General features: G+C 42.3%; 18 protein-coding genes, 1 pseudogene and 1 riboswitch. Of the genes and pseudogenes, 9 read left to right on the top strand and 10 right to left on the bottom strand.

Features of this window, described 5'->3' with window-relative positions:
- Positions 1–46 precede the first annotated feature (46 nt).
- The 5 genes from FKV70_RS23940 to FKV70_RS23920 form a co-directional block, all read right to left on the bottom strand.
- The gene (locus FKV70_RS23940) at positions 47–1,954 is read right to left on the bottom strand and encodes a carbohydrate-binding protein (RefSeq protein ID WP_142614787.1); all 1,908 of its coding nucleotides are present in this window, start codon (positions 1,952–1,954) and stop codon (positions 47–49) included.
- A gap of 398 nt (positions 1,955–2,352) precedes the next feature.
- The gene (locus FKV70_RS23935) at positions 2,353–2,868 is read right to left on the bottom strand and encodes an FMN-dependent NADH-azoreductase (protein WP_244310831.1); all 516 of its coding nucleotides are present in this window, start codon (positions 2,866–2,868) and stop codon (positions 2,353–2,355) included.
- 52 nt (positions 2,869–2,920) lie between these two features.
- Positions 2,921–3,253 carry a hypothetical protein gene (locus FKV70_RS23930; RefSeq protein ID WP_142614786.1) on the bottom strand — a complete coding sequence of 111 codons (333 nt, stop codon included), beginning with the start codon at positions 3,251–3,253 and terminating at the stop codon, positions 2,921–2,923.
- Positions 3,254–3,433: 180 nt separating this feature from the next.
- Entirely contained in the window at positions 3,434–4,141 is a 708-nt protein-coding gene (locus FKV70_RS23925; protein WP_142614785.1) for a response regulator, read from the bottom strand.
- The gene (locus FKV70_RS23920) at positions 4,134–6,830 is read right to left on the bottom strand and encodes a sensor histidine kinase (protein WP_142614784.1); all 2,697 of its coding nucleotides are present in this window, start codon (positions 6,828–6,830) and stop codon (positions 4,134–4,136) included. The genes FKV70_RS23925 and FKV70_RS23920 overlap by 8 nt, the downstream gene beginning before the upstream one ends.
- Positions 6,831–7,090: 260 nt before the next feature.
- On the opposite strand from FKV70_RS23920, the gene FKV70_RS23915 reads away from it, so the two are divergent.
- From FKV70_RS23915 to FKV70_RS23900, 4 genes are all read left to right on the top strand, one after another.
- The gene (locus FKV70_RS23915; RefSeq protein ID WP_142614783.1) at positions 7,091–8,716 is read left to right on the top strand and encodes a spore germination protein; all 1,626 of its coding nucleotides are present in this window, start codon (positions 7,091–7,093) and stop codon (positions 8,714–8,716) included.
- A gap of 9 nt (positions 8,717–8,725) precedes the next feature.
- Positions 8,726–9,934, top strand: coding sequence for a Ger(x)C family spore germination protein (locus tag FKV70_RS23910; RefSeq protein WP_142614782.1), 1,209 nt, complete (start codon positions 8,726–8,728; stop codon positions 9,932–9,934).
- Positions 9,935–9,957: 23 nt separating this feature from the next.
- Positions 9,958–11,064, top strand: a complete 1,107-nt coding sequence (locus FKV70_RS23905) for a GerAB/ArcD/ProY family transporter (protein ID WP_142614781.1) — start codon at positions 9,958–9,960, stop codon at positions 11,062–11,064.
- A gap of 205 nt (positions 11,065–11,269) precedes the next feature.
- Positions 11,270–13,432: an amidase gene (locus FKV70_RS23900; protein WP_142614780.1), complete on the top strand. Its 2,163-nt coding sequence runs from the start codon at positions 11,270–11,272 to the stop codon at positions 13,430–13,432.
- A 194-nt stretch (positions 13,433–13,626) separates the two neighbouring features.
- Here FKV70_RS23900 and FKV70_RS23895 read toward each other — a convergent pair whose 3' ends face one another.
- The 4 genes from FKV70_RS23895 to FKV70_RS23880 form a co-directional block, all read right to left on the bottom strand.
- Positions 13,627–13,941, bottom strand: coding sequence for a DMT family transporter (locus tag FKV70_RS23895; RefSeq protein ID WP_142614779.1), 315 nt, complete (start codon positions 13,939–13,941; stop codon positions 13,627–13,629).
- Positions 13,942–13,944: 3 nt separating this feature from the next.
- Positions 13,945–14,286, bottom strand: coding sequence for a DMT family transporter (locus FKV70_RS23890; RefSeq protein ID WP_142614778.1), 342 nt, complete (start codon positions 14,284–14,286; stop codon positions 13,945–13,947).
- A 96-nt stretch (positions 14,287–14,382) separates the two neighbouring features.
- A riboswitch (guanidine-I (ykkC/yxkD leader) is annotated at positions 14,383–14,481 on the bottom strand.
- 8 nt (positions 14,482–14,489) lie between these two features.
- Positions 14,490–15,011 (bottom strand): spermidine/spermine N(1)-acetyltransferase, encoded by a 522-nt coding sequence (gene paiA, locus FKV70_RS23885; protein ID WP_142614777.1) that lies wholly within the window; start codon positions 15,009–15,011, stop codon positions 14,490–14,492.
- Between the two features lie 31 nt (positions 15,012–15,042).
- Entirely contained in the window at positions 15,043–15,495 is a 453-nt protein-coding gene (locus FKV70_RS23880) for a MarR family winged helix-turn-helix transcriptional regulator (protein ID WP_142614776.1), read from the bottom strand.
- A 116-nt stretch (positions 15,496–15,611) separates the two neighbouring features.
- Between FKV70_RS23880 and FKV70_RS23875 the strand changes: the two genes are divergently transcribed.
- The 4 genes and pseudogenes from FKV70_RS23875 (at position 15,612) to FKV70_RS23860 (ending at position 18,351) form a co-directional block, all read left to right on the top strand.
- The gene (locus FKV70_RS23875; protein ID WP_142614775.1) at positions 15,612–16,265 is read left to right on the top strand and encodes a YczE/YyaS/YitT family protein; all 654 of its coding nucleotides are present in this window, start codon (positions 15,612–15,614) and stop codon (positions 16,263–16,265) included.
- 37 nt (positions 16,266–16,302) lie between these two features.
- Positions 16,303–17,001: pseudogene (locus tag FKV70_RS23870) on the top strand (dihydrodipicolinate synthase family protein); the annotation flags it as partial.
- 208 nt (positions 17,002–17,209) lie between these two features.
- Complete coding sequence (locus FKV70_RS23865; RefSeq protein WP_244310829.1) at positions 17,210–17,419, top strand: helix-turn-helix transcriptional regulator; 210 nt, start codon at positions 17,210–17,212, stop codon at positions 17,417–17,419.
- Between the two features lie 77 nt (positions 17,420–17,496).
- Positions 17,497–18,351 (top strand): SDR family oxidoreductase, encoded by an 855-nt coding sequence (locus FKV70_RS23860; protein ID WP_142614773.1) that lies wholly within the window; start codon positions 17,497–17,499, stop codon positions 18,349–18,351.
- A gap of 296 nt (positions 18,352–18,647) precedes the next feature.
- Here FKV70_RS23860 and FKV70_RS23855 read toward each other — a convergent pair whose 3' ends face one another.
- A complete protein-coding gene (locus FKV70_RS23855) occupies positions 18,648–19,301 on the bottom strand; it encodes a GntR family transcriptional regulator (protein ID WP_063211051.1) in 654 nt (217 codons plus the stop codon).
- A gap of 159 nt (positions 19,302–19,460) precedes the next feature.
- On the opposite strand from FKV70_RS23855, the gene uxuA reads away from it, so the two are divergent.
- Positions 19,461–20,519, top strand: coding sequence for a mannonate dehydratase (gene uxuA / locus FKV70_RS23850; protein WP_063211053.1), 1,059 nt, complete (start codon positions 19,461–19,463; stop codon positions 20,517–20,519).
- Positions 20,520–21,027 lie beyond the last annotated feature (508 nt).

Below are 21,027 nucleotides of genomic sequence, written 5' to 3'. Positions count from 1 at the left end.
CTCGATTTTACAAAAGGTCCAAAACAACTACTGTTTCGACGAGCAATCATAATGAAAATTCAATGAAATCCACGTAGGCATCCCAAGTGCCATCATCGCTCGTCAAGGTGAGTTTGATATCCTGATCTCCAGTAGCGTGAGTAATATTCGACAAGGTTTGGACAGTCGGCGTTTTGCCTGTGAACTTGAAAGAACCTACAGTCACTCCTCCAATAACCAAGTCTACCTTGGCCGTACCAGTATTACTTGAAGCCCCCCGCACTGAGATATTATGCGTAGGGTTGGCAAAATACTGTGAATATGCAGCGTAGTCAGCATTGGCATACAGAGCGACGCCGTCAAATGGTGCGCTGATCTTGCCTGCATAAGTACCGCCAATATTCATATTCTCGGCTTCAACCTTTGTTACTGTATTCCCCCCCGTGTTGGGAGTGAACTGCCAAGCATCCAAATTCATTAGATTGCCGTTACTTGACCCAGTAAACACCAGATAAACGTTGTGAACTCCAGTTGCATTATTGATCGTGGTCTCTACTTCTCTCCAGGTCTGCATGCCTCCAGTTGACGGCACTTTCAAGGAACCGACTAGAGGACCTGTTTCACTGTCAAGCCGAACTTCAATGTTGCCACCGACATTTGTGGCCACATTAGCTTTGAACGTCTTCGCTCCGGTTGAGCCAAAATCAGCCTTTCCAACAGCGATCCAGTCCCCATTATGGATGTTGGTTACATCCAGATTGCTAATCGGGCCGCCGCTGGCTTGCGTGGGTTCGGTCGTAACACCTGCTTGCCACGCAATGGTCTCCGCTTCAACTCTGGTATACGGGTTTATATTGGAGAGCTGAGCGATTCCTGTCATATTCCCCTGCACCTCAGAGATGCTTCCGTCCTCCTTGTGCACAAGCTTATTAATATGCGGAGAGCGATAGCCTTTTCCATCTCCAATTTGAGCTTTGCTGACCGTTTGGGCATGGTACACCACATACCATTCATTCTTGAAATTAAATACAGCATGGTGGTTGTTGCCGCCAACGCCGAAGAACGTATACGGATTTTTTAGGAAATGACCTTTATAAGTGAAGGGACCCATCGGGTTATCACTAACCATATAGCCGATTTCACCTGCTGGGTACTGTTGAGGGTGTTTTCCGGCAAAGTTCATACAGTACGAATAATAGTATTTGCCGTTGTGCTTATGAATACCGGAATCCTCAAACAGGTAAGGAGCATCTATAGTGGTGGCGTTTCCAATAACGCTTGTCATATCTGCGCCTAATTTGATGACTCTGGCGGTTTTCGGATTTGCAATGGAAGCCGGATCGGATTCATTAGGAATTCCGCCACCGCTATACAGGTATCCCGTTCCATCATCATCTACCAGTACAGCTGGGTCAAAAAGCCAAGTCACGCCAGCCATCCCAGGTGTACTATGTGTCACAAGTGCTTTGCCAAGGGGATCTGTCCAAGGCCCAATAGGCGTGTCCGCTGTCAGGACACCAATCCCTGCTCCCCCATTGGCGAAATATAAAAAGAACTTGTCTCTGCCATTTATTTTTTTATGCGCAACCGCTGGAGCCCACGAGTTAGAGGCCCATTTGGCAATGCCTCTTCCACTGTTTTTGTTGTTGGCACCTGCAACTGGTATCGTTCCGTGATCCGTCCAGTTCACCATGTCTGTGGAAGATATGACCTGAATGCGATCCAGCGCACTGAAGTCGTTCTCTTTAATCGATCCATCCTTGTTATACACGTACGTATCGCTTGACATGTAGATATACACTCTTCCATCATATACCAATGAGTAGGGATCAGCTCCCAATTTATGATCCATTAGTGGGTTGGAATTTCCAGGCTGTTTAGCCAGTGGTCGATTCGCAGCATCTACATTTATCCCAGGAAAGAGACTCAGCAATAAAGCGAAGGAAAGAAATAAAACTAGATATTTTCTTATCATAGACATAACCTCCGTTTTTTTATATGGTCTAAAGCCGAGCTATCCGTAAATTTATCAGACCTATGAATATGCTCAGACTTCTACCCGTAAGGAAAACTGCCGTAAAAATTGATAAGAGGTAGAATCAGGTTGTAATCGCTTACAATTTTATTCTTTTAGATGCACTTTACGAGAGGAAACACTATATACGTATCGTCGTATCTATGCAGTAAACTTCAGTATTAATCGAATAAAGTATAGAAATGTAAAATAATAAGCATAAATATGTATTATTATTCATAATATTGGCTTTATTTGGCATAATCATAACATGATCTATCAAATATGACAATATCATTCTAAATTAAAAAGAGCACATCACAAGGGATGAAACCTAGTGATGTGCTCCGTAAATTATATTAAAATTCTTGTGCTGCCAATATGGCTTGACGAATGGCTTGCTCCTTTATGCTCTGTGCTTGGTCCGGCTGTTCACTGATACCTTCAACAAAAATAGCCTGTACATCATCAATACCCAGCAAATTCATGATAGCTTTTACATAACTGTGGCTGTACTCTACATCTTTAAACTTCCCGTGGGAGAGAACGGTTCCGGAAGCCTGAATGTGCATCACTCTTTTACCTTGCTGGGTCCCCGTCAAACCAGACAAACCCCGTAGCCCATTATCGGATCGCTTAATGGTTTTTCCTGTAACTGTAACTGCGTCAATGTACGCTTTCAGCACCGACGGAAAAGATAAATTCCATACCGGATTGACAATGACGATCTTATCCGCCGCTATGAATTGATCGACAATCTCGCGCATCCGCTCCGCTTTGACCTTAGACTCCTTACTCAATTCATCGAAGGAAGGACCACTTGGCGGTTGCCCCCAACGTCTTAAAAGATCAGCGTCGATTTGCGGAAGATCCATGCACGGCGTGCTGGGCTGTACAGCCATCAGGAGTGATTTAACTAAGTCAGGTTTAGTAGTAAATCTCTTGTCCCAGCACCCGATTTATAGCCTTGATAAAGGCGAGATAACCACCATCGGGATCGGTTCGATGCGGAAGAGCCAAAAGCATTGTTTCTTTAATTTGGTTATCGTCTAACTCATAGCTGTTTGTCAGAATTTCTGTGATCTCATCCACGGGTGTACCAAAAGCAAACTTCTGAGCTGCTCTATAGATTTCATAGTTCTCATAGATATCTCTCTGTACCATTTTCCGCATATCGATAAAATCATATATTTTTTTAACAGAATACAACACCACCAGCACAGTTAAGATCAGACCTGTCATTGTTAAAGTTTCATTCATTCCCGCCAAACCTCCTAATTCCTCCTAACTTCCGGGTTAAGCGTAACATTTTCACCATTAGTTTAGGATTAGGGTTTTCATATAGATATAAAGATTCCCTTAAGATTTAGATGGCTGATAAAAAATAAAAAGACCCTGCCCATCAGGGCACGGCCTCTAATTACATTTTGGCATTATTGCCTAAGTATCTTCTCCAACCTGAAGCATGCGGTAACCAACTCCGATATGAGTTTGAATAAACTTTGACTGTAATGATGTTTTTTCTATTTTTTTTCTGAGCGTTGCCATAAACACACGCAGGGCAGGAATATCATATGCATGGCTGCCCCAGATTTCATGCAGAATAAAATTATGGGTCAATACTTTGCCTACATGCTTTGCTAGCAGGCAAAGCAGTTTATATTCGCTTGGGGTCAGATGAACTTCTTTTTCACCGATCCATACACATCCTGCTGCATAATCAATTTTCAAATTTCCATTGGTAAAGCTGGAAGCATCCTTCAGGATCTTATCGCTGTTAAATCGAATTCTTCGTAAACTGACTCGAAGTCTGGCCAGCAATTCTTCTACACTGAAGGGCTTTGTTAGATAATCATCTGCTCCGGCATCCAGAGCATCTATTTTATCCCGATCTTCGCTGCGTGCGCTGACCACGATAATAGGCATATTCGACCATTCACGAAGTTTTTTTATGATATCTACACCGTCCATATCCGGCAACCCTAAATCCAGAATCATGAGATCCGGCCGCCTGGATACTGCTTCCAAAATTGATGCTTCGCCTGTTTCAGTCGTATGGTATTTATAGCCCTGTGTCTCCAGCGTTGTCGTGATCAGCTTACGAATGGGTTTATCATCTTCCACAACAAGAATAAAGGGTTTATTCATGAATATTCACTTCCTCAGCTTGCAGGGTAAAATAAAAAACTGCCCCTTTGGGGACATTGTTATGAACACCAATGGTACCGCCATGGGCATTCACAATTGATTTGCACAGAGAAAGTCCCAATCCTAACCCACGACGTCCGTCCCCATGAATGTTATCCGCCGTATAAAACATATCAAACAGCTTGTCCTTCACTTCTTCTGAAGGAATACCAGGCCCATCATCGGAGATTTCTACAACGACCCTATGTCTCTCACGTCTTGCAGAAATCATGATATGGGAGCCATCTTGGGTATACTTGATTGCATTATCAACCATATTGATTAAAACCTGAATAATAAGCCGGGAGTCCATTCGAGCCATCATCAACTCATCATCCAAATTCGTTTGAATGACATGCTTCACGCTGTTACGATTCACATGAAGTAGAGCCTCCGAAATGATTTCCTCCATTAATTCTGCCTGAAAATTCAGATTTAGATTACCATTTTCGATTCGACTCATGGAGAGTAAATTTTCTACTAAATTGATTAGCCACATGGAATCGTCATATATATCCGAATACAGATCTTTTTTTTGTTCATTGTTTAGTACCTCAGAGTTCCCAAGAAGAATCCCCGCATTGCCCGAGATGCTGGTAAGCGGAGTGCGCAAATCATGAGAAATGGATCGAAGCAGACTGGCACGCAGTTGCTCCTGCTGGATTTGCATAGAGATCTCTTGTTGCTTTTCATTCAGTTTTTCTTTTTCCAACGCCAGCGCGCATTCTCCCAGCATGGCAAGCATTAGGCTATTTTCAAAAACTTCTAAAGGTTCTTCCTGGTCCATTACAATTGCTGCCACCGCAAGAACCTGATCTCCTCCACGCACCGCATGATATAGGCACTTAGCGCCAAAAAAAGTATCGGTCGTAGCTCCTGCACGCTTGTTGTTCTTATACACCCACTCTGCAACCGCACGTTCGTTGTCTCCTATGTAGACCTCTGGATCAAATGCAGATTCTTTCTTTGAAAAAACCTGCGGCGCCAACAGTTCTCCCTGGTGAACAGAATAAAAAATAACCGTTCTATCCAATAACTTCACCATTTGATACGCCATTTCATTAATAATATCCGAGGAATCTTTAGCCTGTTGCAATTTCCGGCTTGTTTCCAGAAGCACCTCGGTACGATAAGCTTTATGTGCGGATTGCCGTGCTTGCTCTCTTATTCGCATGGTCAATGTACTTGTCATAAAAGAAGCAGTCAGCATGACCAGAAAGGTGACGGGATAGCCTGAATCATAAGCCTGTAAAGAATAATAAGGCTCGGTAAAGAAATAATTAAACACGAGTACACTCATAATAGAAGAAATGGCACTATACATTCTGCCCTTGGTCACCATTGCATTTAACAAAACCCCAAGTATGTACACGGTGATAATGTTGGCTTCTCGGAATTCCAAATATTTAAACCACAAGCCAATGATTGTGCATATAGCCAAGATAGCAATCGTCTTGATAGTATCAGCTAGCGATAGATTGGGATATTTTGCGTAATAATTCATTTTTTTATAGAGGGAAGGATCAGTAAAGGGAATAATATAGATCTCAGTGTTAGGGAGCAAGGCCGTTAGTTTGTCCATAACATTGGTTTTTACAAGTCTTCTCTTCTTGTAGGGAGAGCGTCCTAGGACAATTTTTGATACATGGCTTGTTTTCACGTATTCGGCAATCTGCCCTGGAATATCGTCTCCATACATCGTGGCAATATGTGCACCCATTTGCTCGGCTAGTCTAAGGTTTTCCCTTAACTTCGTTTTATTTTTTGGCGTCAATTCTCTCGCTTCCTGCGTTTCCACAAACAGCGTGGTGAAATGACCATGAAAAGCTGCCGCCATTCTCGCTGCTGTTCGAATCACTTTCTTATTGGAAGCAGCCGCAGACAAAAAGACCAGAATATGTTCTTTTGAATCAAATTCATTGGTTTTTGCCTGATCACTGATTTGCACCGCAATTCGATTTAACTGGCTTGCTGTATTACGCAAAGCAATTTCACGAAGAGCCGTCAGCTTTTCCTTGGTAAATATATGAGCTTGTATATTCTCACTCTCACGATAAATCTTTCCCCTATACAAACGTTCTATTAAATCATCCGGTTCAATATCGACTAATTCCACCTGATCAGCACGGTCAAATACACTGTCCGGTATGCGTTCGTTAACGGAAATGCCAGTAATGGAGTATACAATGTCCGTTAGGCTTTCGATCTGCTGGATATCTATCGTCGTATATACATGAATTCCTGCGCGAAGAAGCTCCTCCACATCCTGATATCTTTTTCTATGGCGGCATCCTGCCGCGTTGGCATGGGCCAAATCGTCTAATAAAATAAGGTCAGGTCTTCTCTGGAGTGCTTGGTCAACATCAAATTCCTTAGTAGAGGATTCTTCACCTGAAATTTCGATGTAAGGAAGAAGTTCAAGTCCTTCCAACAGCGCCGCTGTGTACGGCCGATCATCATGTTCCATATATCCAATCACGATATCCATACCCTCTTTTTGCTCTTCGTGGGCGGCGCTAAGCATCGCACAGGTCTTCCCAACACCTGGCGCATATCCTATAAAAATTTTCAGTCTTCCTCTTCTTTTCCTTACAGGCATGTCAGTATTTCGATCACGTATGGACCCGGCATCGTTCTGCTGTGCTGCCATCCTGTGCCCACCCTCTATTTATATTCTCTCCACTCCTTAGTATATCATGAGCAAAATCAGTACCGTATTATGAATTTGTCTACAGCATTAAGATTGCATTAAGATTCGATCTAAAGTCACTTTCTCTCCCCTCCATTTGCATCAAATCATTCAGTGTTTTCACCAGTCCTTGTTTTTAGGGAACCGACTACCACAAGGGGTATATTTTGGGTATGCGAGGACAAAATATGCTTTATCAGTAAATAAGGGGAAGTGAACTAGTGTTGTCAGATTGGATTAGGGACGTTCTGAAACCTGGAAACAGGCATAAACAGGATACTAAGAAATCCAAGCAGCAAAACTCAGCTGACCCTATCAGTCCATCACTATCCCATACTCTGTCTTTACTCCAATTGAAACTTGGACAAGGTCCTGATTTCGTTATTCGTGATTTTTCTGAAAATCCTGCTCAAGTCGGTCATATCGCATTATGTTATATCGAAGGATTAATTGATCAGAACTTACTTTCCGATTTAATGGAAGGTTTAATTGCAGAAAAATTCTCTGAATCTTCATCTAATCTTGGTGAAAATAGCACGGTCTCGGTCTCTCTATTAAAGAAGACAATTCCAGCAGGAAATATTCAAATCATACATTCACAAAATGAAGTATATCAAGCCATCCTCTCCGGGAATGCTGTCATTGTCATCAACGGCAACAACTATGCTTTGGCAGTTTCGATCGCAGGCGGAGTAAGACGGGCTATTCAGGAACCCAGTTCTCAGACCGTAGTACGGGGTCCTAAAGAAGGATTTACGGAGGATATCTCAACCAATATCACACTGATCAGAAGAAAACTGCGGACACCTGACCTTAAATTTGAAAGTCACGTTATTGGGCGTTATACACAAACCAAAGTCATGTTAGCTTACATAGAAAATGTCGCTAATCCAGAAGTCATACAGGAAATGACAAAACGGCTTCAATCCATTGATACAGACAGCATACTTGAAAGTGGCTACATCGAAGAATTCATACAGGATGAACCCCTTAGTCTCTTTCCCACCATGCTAAACTCAGAGCGTCCGGATACAGTCGCAGGAAGCCTTTTAGACGGACAAGTAGCTGTTCTGATTGATGGGACGCCATTCGCTCTGATTGCACCTGTAACCTTCTTTAATTTTTTTCAGACGGCCGAAGACTACTACCAGAGATATGACATTTCAACTTTCTTAAGGGCTCTTCGTGTGGTATCTTTTCTAGTCTCATTGTTGCTTCCTTCTCTATTTATAGCCTTAACGAATTTCCAACAGGAAATGATCCCTACCACGCTGTTAATTACGCTGATGGCTCAACGGGAAGGAACTCCTTTTCCTGCATTATTGGAAGCTTTAATGATGGAACTGATGTTTGAAGTGATACGTGAAGCAGGTGTGCGAATGCCGCGGGTCATCGGATCAGCCGTTTCCATTGTAGGAGCTCTGGTTATCGGACAGGCGGCGGTGCAAGCTGGACTGGTCTCAGGTGCAATGGTGATCGTTGTTGCCTTCACTGCTATATCGAACTTTGTCATCCCGTATTTTGGTATGGCTTCAGCAGTCAGGTTGTTGCGTTTTGCACTTATGTTACTGGCGGGGGCTCTGGGCTTATTCGGTATTCTGATCGGAATCATCCCCCTTCTTGTTCATCTTGTGTCTCTCAAATCATTCGGAGTTGATTATTTTGTGCCCTACAGCCCCACCTTTAAATCGAATATGAAGGACCTTATCATCAGAGCCCCCTGGTGGGCTATGAAAACCAGACCTAGCGAAAAATCAGGCCATAATGAGACAAGACAGGCAGCTCACCAATACCCTGCTAGTTCGGATGATACTGAAGGTGATCATAAGTCTGATACTCAAAAATAGGAGAGATCAATGGTACGCCAAATTAAAGTTAGTTATGTTTTGTATATTGTAGTGTTATTACTTACAGGATGTGTAGATCGTACCGAACTGAATGAATTAGGCATCACAACAGCAACTGGAATTGATGGACACAAAGGTGATTGGATCAATACTTATCAAATCATAATTCCATCAGCCATGACGACAGGCTCAGGTGGCTCTTCCACTGGGGCATCTCAAAGCGCTGTACATACCTTTTCTACACAGGGAAAAACATTGAGAGAGACTGTTACGAAGAGTAGCCTGGAGTACCCACGCAGACTGTATTTTGCCCAAAATAATATACTCGTTATTGGAAAAAAAGCAGCAGAGCAAGGCATTGAAGAGATCATTGATATTTACCTCCGCAACCTTGATTCACGAGAAACTGTAAAAGTATTCATTGCCAACGGAGAGGCACGCGATTTTTTGAAAAAGCTTGTACCACCAGAGAAAATTCCTGGTCAAGCTTTAGAAAGAATTATAGAGAAAAACAGCAAATTAGGATCAATTTATCCCGCAGTATCCATGTATCAATTTATTTCGAAAATTAGCTCCGACAGTGGTGCAGCCGGTGTTCCAGAAATATCTCTTGAGGGTTCCGAGCCAGAGAAGCTAGATTCTGTTGATGTTTTCAAGGAAACCTCCGCCAAAAATAAACTCAAGTTAACGGGCTTAAGCCTTTTTCAGAAAGACAAGAGAGTTGGCTTCCTAAATGCAAAGGAAAGTATGGGGGTTTCATGGTTAAACAACCAAATTAAAAACACCACTGTAAACTATGTGGATGGAAACGTTACGTCCGCTTTCCTCATCCGGAAAGCCAAGGTTAAGGTTACGCCAATCAAGAATTCAAATCATTATTACCTCAACGTTGACGTCAAAGCTACCGGGGACCTTCTGTCAGCCTCTTCGCAAAGAGAAATGAAAGATATGCAAAGTATACATCAATTGCAGATGCAAGCAGCGGAAATAATCAAATTGCAAATTCAGGAAGGCTGGAAAGCCTTACAACAAAAGAATATCGACCTTATTGGTGTTGGAAATAAAATTCATCAAAAGCACCCAAAAGACTGGAAAAAAATAAAAGAGACATGGCCTGAAGAGTTCGCAAACATGGATATAAAAATAGGTGTAAAAATGAAGCTTGCACGTCCAGGATTATTCGAAAAATCTTTTAACGAACTGTTGAAAAATGAATAAGCAGGGAGAGGTGAATTGAAGCAATGCGTCAAAATACAATCCGAGTATCAGAGCTGATCATTTGTATGTCTTTGTTTGAGGTTGGAAGTACAACTTTGTTTTTAATGGGAGCTGAAGCAAAGCAAGATGCTTGGTTAGTTATGTTGTTAGGAGCTTTAGCAGGACTACTTCTGTTAAAGCTTCATCTTACTATTCACCATCAAGATCCTGATTTAGATTTGTTCATGTTGTTTCGCCGTTACACAGGAAAATATGTGGGTACACTCATTAACTTACTTTTTGTGATGTATTTTACATATGAAGCATCTCGGAACATACGTGATTTAGGCGAGGTAACCGTAATGACTTTGCTCCGCCAAACACCCTTGTGGATCATCATCTTGATCACAATTGTGGTTGTATCCAATACGATTCGTTATGGCTACAAAGTCTTGTTCTTGTTATGCTTATTTCTTTTCCCTTTTTTTGTACTGGGCTACGCTATAATTAGTATATTAATTCCGGCAACCGGTCTCTTTCACCTCGAAAATTCTCTTCCGGTTTTAGAGGAAGGATGGACACCCATATTTAAAGCCGCTTTTCCTGAACTTATTTCTTTTCCATTCGGACAAACTGTGATATTCCTTGTATTTTACCCGCTTGCATATAAAGGCCGGAATCTCACGAAACCCGTTTTTTTTGCCTATACAATGACCGCGCTTGCTCTAACATTTGTTAACCAATTGGAAATTTTTGTTCTCGGACCCAAGATCGCCGCCAATAGCACACTTCCTCTTTTGGAAGCCGTTCAGTTGATCGAATTAGCAGAAGTGTTCGAACGAATGGATGCCCTTTTTACCTTGCTTCTTTTTCTTGGCTTGATCATCAAAATGTCTTTATTTCTTAATGCCGCCGTGATAGGACTTGAAAAAATAACCGGAGTCGGATTTAAAAAATGGATTTTTCCCCTTGCAGCCCTTCTTTATGGGCTTTCTTTTTTGTCTCCTAATTATACTCATCACATCGTAATCGGACGGAAATTTGTACTTAATTCCTGGTTCCCTATTTTTCAAATTCTCCTCCCTTTGTTTCTATTTGTGGTTATAGTTATCAAAAAAAGAAAACAAGCCAAAAAACAGTCCTCTTCATAACAAGGTTTGTACAACAATTCATGTGCCTAAACGCAGCCGGAGGCTTCTAGTTCTAAAACATACTTTCCCGCTTTTACCATTACAAAAATTGACATCCTATATGAAAATAAGTAGTATAATTAGAAACATTTATGCAAAAATAGTTCTTCTCTCATCCCCTCTATTTAAATTCCTCATCCTATCTAATTCTAAGGAGTGAAATGTTATGCGCGTACGATCGCTAAAAGCAGGTACAAGGAATGTAATCAGTGGCTATTACAAATGGATCGCGGCTGGTATGGTTTTAACTTTTACGGGATGCTCGCTTGCCTCCGCTGCTCCTTCGCCCTCCTCTTCCATTAAAAGTAGTGAACCTACCTCCTCCCTCGTTACATTTCAATTGCAAGAAGCTACGATTGCTCAGATGCAGGACGCGATGAAGTCAGGAGCAATGTCGAGTGTCGAACTCACGGCCATGTACCTTAACCGGGTATATGCCTATGATTCTAGTGGCATTCGGCTAAATTCTATCCCGGTTCTGAACCCTGGCGTACTAAAAGAAGCTGCGCAGGCTGATCGACTAAGGGCGCAGGGTGTTAATACCGGACCCCTGCAGGGCATACCCTACACGGTTAAAGACAGCTACAAGGTTAAGGGTCTCACTGTCGCTGCTGGATCTCCGGCTTTCAAAAACCTGATGGCAAAGGATGATGCCTTTACAGTAGAGAAGATACGCAAATCCGGTGGGGTGCTCATTGGTAAAACCAATATGCCGCCAATGGCAGCGGGGGGAATGCAAAGAGGCGTTTATGGTCGTGCTGAAAGTCCGTACAATCCAGATTATTTGGCTGCAGCCTGGTACTCTGGCTCTTCTAACGGATCTGGCGTATCAACAGCCGCCAACCTCGCTGCTTTCGGTATGGGGGAAGAAACGGTATCCTCTGGAAGATCACCAGCATCCAACAATGGTTTAATTGCTTACACACCATCGCGAGGCCTAATCTCCATTCGGGGGAATTGGCCGCTCTTCCCTATACGGGATGTCGTTGTCCCACATACGAGGACTGTCGAGGACATGCTCCGTTTGCTTGACGTGATCGTTGTAGAGGATAAGATCACCAAGGGCGATTTCTGGCGAGAACAGAAAGCCGTTCGCCTCCCTTCTGTCAACAGTGTACGTCCCAATTCCTATCTGGAGTTGCGAGATACCCAAGCTTTGAAAGGCAAACGCATCGGTGTTCCGAAGATCTATATCGGTAAGGACCCAGAAACTTCAACTCCGATCAAATTCAGACCTTCAATACAAGCATTATGGGAAAAAGCTGTAAAGGATTTAACTGCTCTGGGAGCTGAGGTTGTGGAAGTTGACTTCCCCCTGCAAGTGAACAGCGAAAAGGACCGACCAACTGCGAAAACACCTGAAGAACGAGGGTTGATGCCAGCAAAGTGGAGTGAAAAGGAATTCGGACTGCTTAATCCTTATGCAGCTGAGGAGTTCCTTAAAAGTGTAGGCGATCCGAATTTCCCGTCATGGGCAAATATCGATCCCGCAACCGTCTTTCCGAATCCGCCCGGTTCGGTGGATGCCAAACGTGGCAGAGACCTTGGCCACTATGACGTATTCATTGACACCATCAAGAAAGGCGTTACTCCATACGAACAAATTCCTCAGTTTTATGAAGGGCTGCGGGGGCTTGAGAATGTTCGAAAGATTGATTTTGAAGACTGGATGAAGCAAAATAACCTTGATTTTATTGCATTCCCGGCAAATTCGAATATCGGCAAAGCGGACTCCGATGTGAATGAAACGTCCTATGAGGAAGCGTGGGAGAATGGCAACTATTTCTCCAATACAAATTTCCTTTTACGCGAATACGGAATCCCAAGTGTGTCTGTGAGCATGGGTGCTATGAAGGATACTGGTATGCCTGTGAATCTGACGATGGCAGGTGCCGCATACAGCGATAATGACCTGCTTCGTTACGCTTATTCCTATGAACAGGCAACCAAAAAACGTCCTATTGCAGCACGTACGCCAGCACTTGAGGGTGAAACCTTTTCATATAACCCGCATACTACTCTCCCCCCCTCTAAACGGAAGGAAACAGAAGCTCCTGCTCTTAAGTTGAATGCTTCGATCAAGGACGATGTTCTTGCTTTAGAAGGTTCAGTCACAGACCAAAGTGGTATCGCGCAGCTTAAAGTTTATGTCAATGGCATTCGTATCGGTATTACAGAAGATAAAGCCAACTGGTCAGCAACACTTTCAACTACTAAATACAAACAGAGTGGTGTCTCCCAAGCCGATACGCTGCATGTTCTTGTGCTGGCCAAGGATATCTACGGAAATACCTCTGCTCAAGTCAAGTCTGTCACTTTACCCCAATGACGGAGATTCTCCTTAGAGAAGCTATTGCTGAAGCTGGCCTTAGACAAATATTGAGCTTGGCAGGCTACTCGTCCCTATGTTAATGAGTCAGCGTTAAATATAGCAGGTGCATCGCAAGAATTTAATATTTAAATGAGCAAACTCCCTCGCTGCTTTCGTAGTAGAGGGAGTTTGTCTTTCGTCGAGGTCACTATTCAGCTTACCAGCTTTAGACCAATCGCTGAGCCAAGTACCATCGTAATGAACAAAATTCTGGTAGTATTACGCGGTTCACCATATAAGATCATACCCAATAAAGCTCCGCCCGAAGCCCCAATCCCGGTCCAGACAGCATAGGCTGTTCCCATGGGCAGTGCTTTCATGGCTAGGTTTAGAAAGAAAAAGCTCAAACCAAAGCCTCCAAGCAAGTAGATCATGGACAGGAAATTCCGGTCTTTATGGAGCTTATTAATCATGAGGACTCCAATCATTTCAAATACACCTGCCAAAATTAGAAATACCCAGTTCATACGTTAGTGCATCTCCTTTTCTTGTTTCTTCTCTTTGCTCTGGATATTGAGTCCTACAACTCCCAGCAGAAGCAGCCCGATCAGCATTAATTTAGAGACCTGTACCTCAGCACCAAACAACAATATTTCTGCCAATACAGTTCCGGCTGTTCCCAAACCGACAAACACTGCATATACGGTTCCAACCGGAAGGGTGCGGGAAGCCATAATCATAAGTATGAAACTTACAAAAATAGCAACTAAAGTCCCTCCCCATTCTAACCATCCACTGGCATGTTTCAGTCCGATAACCCATGCAACTTCAAATAATGCGGCAATTACAACCGATAACCATGTCTTGTTCATTCTATGCTTCCTCCTTTTTGATCACGCTGCAAATGTAATATGGTTCTAAAAGCAGCAATTGAAAAAAGCCTGAGATCATACTGCATACAGCAGTTTTTCTCCCAGGCTTTTATCCCTCCGTGACACAGTACAACGACTGTGAGTTTTCTCTCGGACCAGCCGATATGACATCGCGGAACCCTAGAAAACATTTTTGTATTCAATTATAGTATGATTATTTTGGTCATTATTAAATCAGTCTGTTCTTCATCACCCATATAAAAAGAGTGTGCACCCGTTTGAACAAACCCCATTTTCTCATAAAAAGCAATGGCATTTTTATTTTTTTCCCATACACCGAGCCAGACCTTCTGTTTTTTGAGTCCCAGTGCAATTTCTATTGCTTTATTTATCAGACATTTACCAAGCCCATGTTTTTGAAATTTGTTTTTTAAATAAATCCTTTCCACTTCGAGTGACTCATCACCCATTTTTTCGGATTGGGCATCGTTTATATTTACTTTTAAATATCCAGCAAGTTCTTCATTAAAATAGATGAAAAAGAATTCTGAACAGACATTGGACAATTCTTTATCAAGCTGTTTCGAGTCAAATGCTTTTTCTAGATAGGCTTGCATATTTTCAGGTGAATTTTGATCTTTAAAAGTATCATTAAATGTTTCGATGCTTATTTCTTGGAGTAATCGTAAATCTCTATGACTGCATTTGACCATTTTCACATTCATTCTAAATATATCGCTCCTTCGTATAAATCAATCAGTAATTTCTTTTGTTCCCTTTTTTCACAAATTCCCATTCATCACTTATATTTTTTCTTACTCTTTGCAGAAGATTAAAAATGGTGTTTATTTCACTTTCCGAAAATCCCGCTAATGCAACATTGTCCGAATGATCATGCTCTCTTTTTATAAAAGGATAAACATTGTCCCCTTTTTCTGTTGGAAAGAGTTTATTAATTTTTTTGTTATGCTGATCCTCTTTCTTTTCAATAAATCCGTTGATGACGAGTTTATTAATAGCGCGAGATGCGGTTGTTCGATCTACTTTTATCATCTCAGCTAACTTTTCTTGAATAATCCCTGGGTTTTCACATATTCGTACCAGGTATAAATACTGTCCTTTTGTAAGGTCATATTCCTTGAATTCAATATTACTAATAGAGTCTAAAGCCCTTGCTATCATTCCAATTTCACGAAGTACTTCTTTCATAATGAACTCCTTTGTCTCCCCATTTTGTTGCATTTGCAATAAACGTGGTATATATTAAATCTACCCTATTTTTGTTGCATTTGCAATATTAAATTATGAAAAAGAGGTCGAGTACAGTGAAATATGTGTTTTTTGTAACAGGAATCTTCATATTATCCCTTGGTATTTCTTTCACTATACAATCAGACCTTGGGACCTCGCCTTTTGATGCGCTTTTGGTAGGGCTTTCCACAAATGTGGGGCTTACTGTAGGAAGTTGGGAAATCATAATGGCATTAATATTGATCTGTTGTAATTCACTTCTAAAAAGACATAGACCTGAAGTTTTGGGGTTATTAACAGCATTTGTAACGGGGATTGCTATTGATATGTGGCTTTTTTTATTGCGGGATCTAATAATACCTGAGTTATGGTACAGCAAAGTTGCTTGTTTTGGAATGGGTTTGGTAGTTGTGGGGTTAGGAACTGCAACGTATTTACAGACAAACTTTGCGCCCATCCCAGTTGATCGATTAACTATAATCATACAGGAGTTAACTAGAACAAATCTGTTTTTTTCGAGAACACTCATTTACCTCATATTCTTGATCATCGCGTTAATTTTAAATGGACCCGTTGGTATTGGAACTTTGTTAACTGTTTGTCTGGGAGGGCTAATGCTCAATTTTTTTATGCCACTTACTAGAAAGGCATTAGACCGCATATTAATACACTCTGGTACATCACCAAATCATGATAAAGATAAAAAGCATACAACGAACCTGAGCTGATGGCTAGTTTCTCTAAAAAATTGGTACAGTTATTTGTCTCTTAATTGCTGTCCATTCAGCTGAGGGAATTCTCGTAATGACAAGTATTAGTGCGATTCGTACTTTAGATGTACTTCGATTAGCGGAAGATGCACAGAGAGCAGGAGCAAGTGCAGTACTGCTAGCCTCTATTTCCTATCAAGCACAAACGAATGAAGAAGTATTTTCACTCTATGAACAGGCAACAAGCTCACTCTCCATCCCACTTTGTGTCTATGAGAATCCAGGTACCTCCCATTTTCATTTCAGTGATGAATTGCACGGCCGAATTGCTGAGTTACCTCATGTTCATTGTATTAAGATCTCTGGAGTACCTAACGATCCCGAAGCAGTCAAGACACGCATTAAAAAATTACGAGAGTTCATTCCTCCCCATGTAACTATAGGAGTAAGTGGGGATTCATTTGCAGTTACTGGCTTAAATGCAGGTTGTGAAGCATGGTACTCCGTTCTCAGTGGTTTGTTCCCAAAGACGTGCCTAAAAATGACACGGTTAGCCCAGGCGGGTCTTGCTGACGAGGCAGAACAGCCCTCTACACTGCTTCAACCTATTTGGTTGTTATTTCATCAATATGGCAGCTTGCGTGTTGCTTCAGCAGCAGCCGAGATAAGTGGCTTGATCTCAAGTCCTGTACAACCATTGAATCCATCAGCTAGAGAACACTTGCAACTCATACTAAAGGATATTCAGGAATAAATTTTTTCTTTGCCTGTTTTATCGAAAGAAGAGCGGAATCTCAATATGCATCTAAATTCCGCTCTTTCACCTGAAGGTGCTGGTTTAACTTAGGATTGTCTTCTTATTGAATCCGTCCAAAGGGCATCCTCAGGCGTTAATTCGTCCCCTATTGTAATAAAGATCCGGTCGACTCTAAGTTGCGACTTTCGAGCTAAGATCGAAAACGATGATCACCACAATCGAAGATATCGCCAAGTCGTTTTACATATCCAAATATTATTTATGCCATCGTTTTAAAGAAGTCACGGGACTTACGATTATTCAATATTTAAATCATATTAAGATTCAACAGGCTTGCTACTTGCTGATCCACACAAAGTTAACGATAATTGAGATTGGTAACGAATGTGGCTATAACTCGTCAATGTGCTTTTAGGCTAAAATTCATGGCAGCTTGTGAAACGTGTATAAGCGTAATACGGATTTATATTCCAACGAAAAGAGGGATGCCAAATGACTAGTCTTCCCCTGCATCCGGCTTTGTCCGGAAAAATAGTTGTGGTAACCGGCGGTTCCGGTGTGCTGTGCAGTTCCATGGCCAAGGAGCTTGCCCGCCAGGGTGCCAAGGTCGCCATTTTGAACCGTACTGTTGACAAGGGCGATTTGGTAGCAAAAGAAATCTGTGAGCGTGGCGGAGAATCTATCGCGGTTGCCTGTGATGTGACCGATGTTGAAAGCATGAAACAGGCTGAGGAAACGGTCAGCCGTCTGCTTGGTCCGTGCGATATTTTAATCAATGGAGCAGGCGGCAACCACCCAAGTGCGAATACGAGTCTGGAAATGTTTCATCTAAAAGATCTGGACCAGTCTGACATTACTACATTTTTCGATCTCAGCGTGCCTGGCTTCCGTCATGTGCTTGATTTAAATTTTATCGGGACTTTAATTCCAACACAGGTTTTTTCTAAAGGCATGATCGGACGACCTGGCGCTGTGGTCCTTAACATATCCTCCATGAGCGCTCCCAGCCCGATGACCAAGGTTCCCGCTTACAGTGCTGCCAAAGCTGCTATCAACAACTTCACCCAGTGGCTGGCCGTACATCTAGCCGAATCTGGCATTCGGGTGAATGCCATTGCCCCCGGATTTTTCCTGACAGAACAAAATCGGCAATTGCTGACCAACGAGGACGGCTCGCTTACTGAGCGCTCGGCCAAGATCATTGCCCACACTCCGATGCGTCGTTTCGGTGAACCTGAAGATCTCCTCGGAACGCTGCTTTGGCTGGCCGATGAAACCACCTCTGGTTTTGTGACCGGAGCAGTTATTCCTGTAGATGGCGGTTTCATGGCCTATTCAGGGGTATAGATCCTGCATGCTCAAGCCCTTGCCCTTCTATTTTACAATTATGAAGCGGCAAGGGATTTATTGTGCCAACAACGCGCGTGTGTACCCTGCATTCTTTCAGCTCTTGCTACAATAAAGTTGTTTAATTTATCATATCCACTTATGCGTATATTCAAGGAGCATTCTATCTATCTTGTATACAAGATCACGAATGCTGATGAAAATTCCACCAATCCATTCAATTCCCCCAACTCGTTGAAACCGTGCGCATGAGTTAACCACTTTTCAATATTTATAAATTATTTGAAGGAGCAACGTCATTTCTTAATATAGTCAGCGAACTGCCGGAGAAATTCGAGAGAATGCATATCCTTTCTAAGGTGATGGTGAATCAGATCATCCATTTTGCTTGTCTCGTGATTCAACATATACTTCAGCATAGATTGGTGTTCATGCCAGATTTCCATCAGCTTTCCTGTTCCCAGCATGTGAAGCTTGCGATATCTGATATAGTGAACATTTGAATGCTGAATCAACTGCCAAAGAAACTCCCGGCCCACCAATTGGAACATAGTATGGTGGAACTCATCGTCCAAAATAAGAAATTGATCCGTAGCATGATCTTCATCAATAACAGCCTTCTGTCTGTCCAGAATTTCGCTCAGCTTCTGTATATCGCTTAATGCAACTTGCGTAGAAAGCTCCTTCATAATCTCTTTTTCCAGTGCGCTTCTCAAGTAGCTCATTTGTTCTACGGACTCCAGATCAATGTAAGAGACAACGTTCCCCTTCTTGGGATAAATATCAATGTAAGCTTCCAGTGCAAGCTGCTTCAAAACATCGCGCAGCGGGGTTCTGGACAACTGAAAACGTTCCGATAAGGTCGTCTCACTGAGCAAAGTACCCGGCTTTAAGGTCAACGACAAAATATCATTTTTCAGAAGCTGCTTGATTTCTTCCTTCGTAAACATATCATTCCTGCCTTCACTTTATAAATCTGGTTTTATTATAAAACATTTTAGCGTGATAAACTCTTCTTAAATGTTCATTGACAAGGGCAAACTTTGTACTTTATGATCAAAGCAATCTTGTATACAAGATGAATCGATAAGATTAGGGAGGGTATCGTTATGAACATGACCTGGAGATGGTATGGGGAAGGCAACGACAATATTACACTGGACCATATCCGGCAAATTCCGGGGGTTATGGGCATTGTCTGGTCATTACATGAGAAGGTCGCTGGTGAAGTATGGGAAATGGAGCGAATTGAAGAGGTAGCTGATCAGATTACAAGCAAGGGCTTTAGTACGGCGGTCGTAGAAAGTGTAAATGTCCACGATGATATCAAAATCGGCTTGCCATCCCGCGATCAATATATTGACATTTATATCGACACCATTCGCAAATTGGCCAAAGTGGGCGTCAAGGTGATTTGCTATAACTTTATGCCTGTCTTTGACTGGACCAGAACGGAGCTGTATAGAGAGTTGCCTGACGGATCCAACGCTCTCTTTTATGAAAAGGCTGCCATTACCGATAATCCCCGCCAAATGGTGGATCGGATTCTTAAGGGAGCCGGGAAGTTCACAATGCCGGGGTGGGAGCCGGAACGGTTGGCAAGACTGGATGAGCTGTTTGCTGCTTATGCGGATGTCACCGAAGACAAGCTATTTGACAACCTAAAGTATTTTCTAGAGCGCATCATCCCGGTCTGCGAGGAGGTTGACATTAAGATGGCCATTCATCCTGACGATCCGGCATGGCCTATCTTCGGGTTACCAAGAATTGTCCGGAGTCGTGAGACCATCGGGCGTATCCTGGATGCAGTGAACAGTCCCTATAATGGTCTAACCTTCTGCACAGGTTCACTAGGTACTAATCCTGAGAATGATTTGCCAGCTATGATTCGGGAATTCCATGATCGTATTCATTTTGCACATATTCGCAATGTTAGAGTGTTTGAGAATGGCGATTTTATTGAAGTGTCACACCGCGGAAAGGACGGAAGCGTCAATATACCAGAAGTAGTAAAAGCTTATTATGAAAGCGGATTCCAGGGATATGTACGCCCTGATCATGGCAGACATTTATGGGGGGAGGAAAAGAATTGTCGACCAGGCTATGGTTTGTATGACCGTGCACTTGGAGTCATGTACTTGCTTGGTGTCTGGGATAGTCTCGCTTAAGGCAAAAGAGTGAAATAGATGTTTCAATTGCTCCCACTAACGGCGATCTGCTAAAAAATAGTATAACTATCGTCAGGAGTGGACTCGTAAAGTCCTTGATGATATTCACACCACCCTTCCTTACAGGCACAGTCTGCTTTTCGGGAGCTGGGATTAGCCGACATGGAGATGATCGTTACCTCCAGGCAACGTTACGGCTCCCTTTGTCACTGCTGAGGTTAGCAAGTATTTGGTGTTTTGGTTTCAGTACATTGCAACTTTTCCTTCCAAACGTATGAAATATCCCCTCCAATGTTTTTTAATCAACCGTTCATTTGAAGTATGAATCAATGTCTAAATCGAAGTCAATTGTACGAAAGTACAGGCGAATAATCTATCTTTCCTATTATAACCCTGATAGTCATCCTCAAAATAAAAATGATATGTATCACAGTTCATGAAGCATATTACTAAGAGTATAGCTATTTATTTTTACATTTTCTGTTGAATTTTGTATATACTTTTCCAG

Origin of the sequence: Paenibacillus ottowii (genome assembly GCF_006874425.1) — a bacterium.
In the GTDB taxonomy this organism is placed as follows: Bacteria; Bacillota; Bacilli; order Paenibacillales; family Paenibacillaceae; genus Paenibacillus; species Paenibacillus ottowii.
The sequence above is the reverse complement of the archived record's forward strand: the minus strand, read 5'-3'. Positions and strand labels throughout refer to the sequence as shown.